Annotated in this window: 3 protein-coding genes; all 3 read left to right on the top strand. The window is 63.5% G+C overall.

Annotated features, from left to right (window positions below):
- Positions 1 to 836 (top strand): hydantoinase/oxoprolinase family protein (locus Q0S16_RS12725; protein ID WP_295848735.1); only part of this gene is annotated, 836 nt, incomplete at its 5' end.
- Positions 833 to 2,581, top strand: coding sequence for a hydantoinase B/oxoprolinase family protein (locus Q0S16_RS12720; protein WP_295848734.1), 1,749 nt, complete (start codon positions 833 to 835; stop codon positions 2,579 to 2,581). The genes Q0S16_RS12725 and Q0S16_RS12720, both read left to right, overlap by 4 nt.
- A 1-nt stretch (position 2,582) precedes the next feature.
- Positions 2,583 to 3,248: a TetR family transcriptional regulator gene (locus Q0S16_RS12715; RefSeq protein WP_295848732.1), complete on the top strand. Its 666-nt coding sequence runs from the start codon at positions 2,583 to 2,585 to the stop codon at positions 3,246 to 3,248.
- Positions 3,249 to 3,390 lie beyond the last annotated feature (142 nt).

Here is a 3,390-nt window from a genome sequence, read left to right as displayed (position 1 = left end):
GCAGCGGCAGGCCGAGCGGCTCGCCGCTGCAGGATGCCGCGCACGGCATCCGCGCGGTCGCCAATGCCGCGATGGCCCGAGCCGTGCGCGCCGTCACCGTGGAGCGCGGCCGCGATCCGCGCGACCTCACGCTGATGGCGTTCGGCGGCAATGGCGGCGTCCATGCGCCAGACCTCGCGCGCCAACTCGGCATTCCCCGCGTCGTGATCCCGCCGATGTCGGGCATCTTCAGCGCCATCGGTATGCTCGCCTCCGACATCGAGCACACCGCGCTCAAGACTGTCAGCAGGTTCCTGGACCAAATTCCGGTCAGCGATTTGCAGGCGATCAAGGCCGATCTGCAGCACCTGGTGGCCGCCCAACTCGCCGGCGACGGCTACCAGGCCGAGCGCACCGCGTTCCTCTGGGAAGCCGACCTGCGTCACGAAAGCCAGGCGACCGAACTCACCGTTCCGTTCGAGGGCGAGGACATCGCGCAGATCCGCGAGCGCTTCATCGCCGAATATTTCAAGACATATGGCTATCGCGACTCCACGCCGATCGAGCTCGTCAAGGTGCGTGTCGCCGGCCGCGGCCTGCGTGAGAACAGGCTCGATTTTGCGGCAATGCAAATCGCTGCGCGGCACGGCTCCTCTCGTTCCGGCGCCCGCGACATCTCGTTCGCGCGTGGCGAGGCCGCGATCGCCGTCGCCATCGTCGATCGCAGCGCAGTGGGGGCGTCCCCGATGCAGGGGCCGCTGATTATTGAGGAGTTTGACGCCACCATTATCGTGCCGCCCGATGCCAGGGTACACAAGGACGCAATTGGCTGCATCGTTTTGGAGTTCGAGGCATGAAGGTCGACCCGATCACATTCGCCGTCATCAAGAGCGGCCTGGATTCCATCGCCGACGACATGGCCTATACGGTCGTGCGCATCGCGCGCTCGGAAATCGTCAAGGACGTGATGGATTTCTCCGCCGCGATTTGCGCCGGCGACGGCCAGATGGTGGCGCAGGCCAAGACCATCGCGCAGCATCTCGGCGCCATTCCCGAAGCGATGGCCTCGGTGCTGAGCAGGTTCGAGGGCGACCTGCACGACGGCGACGTCATCATCATGAACGATCCATATCACGGCGGCATGCACCTGCCAGACATCTTCATGTTCATGCCGATCTTCCACGATGGCAAGCGCCGCGCCTTCTCGGTGGTGATCTGCCATCACACGGATGTCGGCGGCCGCGTTCCAGGCTCGAACGCCTCCGACTCCACCGAGATTTACCAGGAAGGGCTGCGGATTCCGCCGCTCAAGCTGTATGATCGCGGCGTGCTGAACACCACGCTGGAAGCACTGATCAAGATCAACGTCCGGGTGCCGGATCGGGTCTGGGGCGATCTTTCGGCACAGTTCGCAGCGTCGCAGGTTGCCAAGCGTGGGTTGGAAAAGCTCATGGTGCGCTACGGCGCCGACGACGTCGATGCCTACATGCAGGAACTGCTCGACTACGCCGAGCGCCTGACCCGGCAGGAAATCAAGACCTGGCCGAAGGGCACCTACGACTTTATCGACTTTATCGACAACGACGGATTTTCCGAGAAGCCGATTCCGATCAAAGTGGCGATCACTGTCAATGACGACGGCACGCTGTTCGTCGACTATACCGGTTCGTCGCCGCAGGTGAAGGGTGCGCTGAACTCGACCCTCAGCTTCACCCACTCGCTGACCTATCTCAGCGTGCGCTGCGTGCTTGCCAAGGACGTGCCGAACAACGTCGGCCTGTTTCGCTGTATCAAAGTGAAGGCGCCAGAAGCCTCGATATTGAATCCGGTAATGCCCGCGCCATGCGCAGCTCGCGCGCTGACCGGCTACCGTGTGTTCGATACCATGCTTGGCGCGCTGGCGAAGATCGTCCCGGACAAGGTGCCGGCGGCGGGCGAGGGCGGCAACAGCGTGATCTGCATCAGCGGTCTGCGCCCTAACCGGCAGCCCTTCATCATCGTCGACATGATCTGCGGCGCCTGGGGCGGCCGTCCCGACAAGGACGGGCTGGAGGCGGTCACCAACGCCTCGCAAAATCTCTCCAATCTGCCGGTCGAGGTGATGGAAGCCGAACATCCGGTGCGTGTGGAGGACTATTCCTTCGTGCCGGACAGTTGCGGCGCCGGGCAATATCGCGGCGGCGTCGGCATTCGCCGCTCTTACCGGATCCTCGCCGACGAGGCGCTGCTGCAATTGCGCACCGATCGCGTTACGTTCCAGCCATACGGCCTTGCTGGCGGCGAGCCCGGCGGATCGTCGCGCAACTTCATCGAGATCGGCAACGAACGCAGTGCGCTGCCAGGCAAGATCACCCGGACCGTGGCCCAGGGAACGCTGATCATCCACGAGCAGGCCGGCGCCGGCGGCTACGGCAATCCGCTGCTGCGCGATCCCGTGCAGGTGCGCGAGGACGTGCTCGACGGCAAGATTACCGCAGCATTTGCCCACAGGCACTACGCTGTCACGTTCGACACGCATGGCGTGCTGGACGTCGAGGCGACGTCGCAGTTACGATCCGCGCGCACTGTCGCGGCGTCCTCGGCAGGGACTCATGGAGCTTAGTTTGGCTGCGTCGTCGAAGATCACTCGCAATCCCGAAGCCAGCCGCGCCAAGATCCTGGCTGCTGCGCGCCTCGAATTCGTGTCGAACGGGCTCAACGGCGCGCGCGTTGATCGCATCGCCGAGCAGTCGGGCGTCAACAAGAACCTGATCTATCACTATTTCGGCTCCAAGGACGCGCTGTATCTGTCCGTGCTGGAAGGCATCTACAGCGACCTGCGGGCACGGCAGCAGGACGACCATTTGCGCGACCTGCCGCCGGTCGAGGGCATGAAGCGGCTGGTCAGCAGCACTTTCGACCACTTCGTCGACACGCCAGACCTGATCAGGCTGATGAGCATCGAGAACATTCACTATGGGCAGAACCTGAAGAGATCGGACACCATCAAGCCGCTGTATCGCGGCCTGCTCGATACCATCCGCATCCTGCTCGAGCGCGGCCAGGCGGAAGGCGTGTTTCGCGCCAATGTCGATGCGGTCGACCTCTATATGTCAATCTCGGGCCTCGCCTATTTCTTTCTGTCCAACCAGCACACGTTGTCCTGGCTGCTCGGCCGCGATCTGGCGGCGCGCCGGCTCGTGCTGAAAAGGCGCCAGCACGTCGTCGAGATGGTGTTGAGCTACTTGACCCAGAATTCGCCAGCGCAAGCGGATGCCACCGACACATGACCATTCAGCCGGAGACCGGGATATGAGAAGGTTCTTTCTTTCGACCCTGATGCTTCTAGGTGTTGCGGCCGCGGGTGCCTCGCCCGCCGCGGCTCAGGACAAATTGTCGGTGCGGCTCGACTTCTCGCCCTGGGGCGTGCAG

The organism is Tardiphaga sp. (genome assembly GCF_025356345.1).
Classification (GTDB): Bacteria; Pseudomonadota; Alphaproteobacteria; order Rhizobiales; family Xanthobacteraceae; genus Tardiphaga.
This window is presented reverse-complemented; position numbering and strand designations above follow the sequence as displayed.

What these genes read in the sequence shown, in the direction of transcription:
- Q0S16_RS12720 (WP_295848734.1), top strand. Translation starts at nt 833, where the DNA reads ATGAAGGTCGACCCGATCACATTCGCCGTCATCAAGAGCGGCCTGGAT.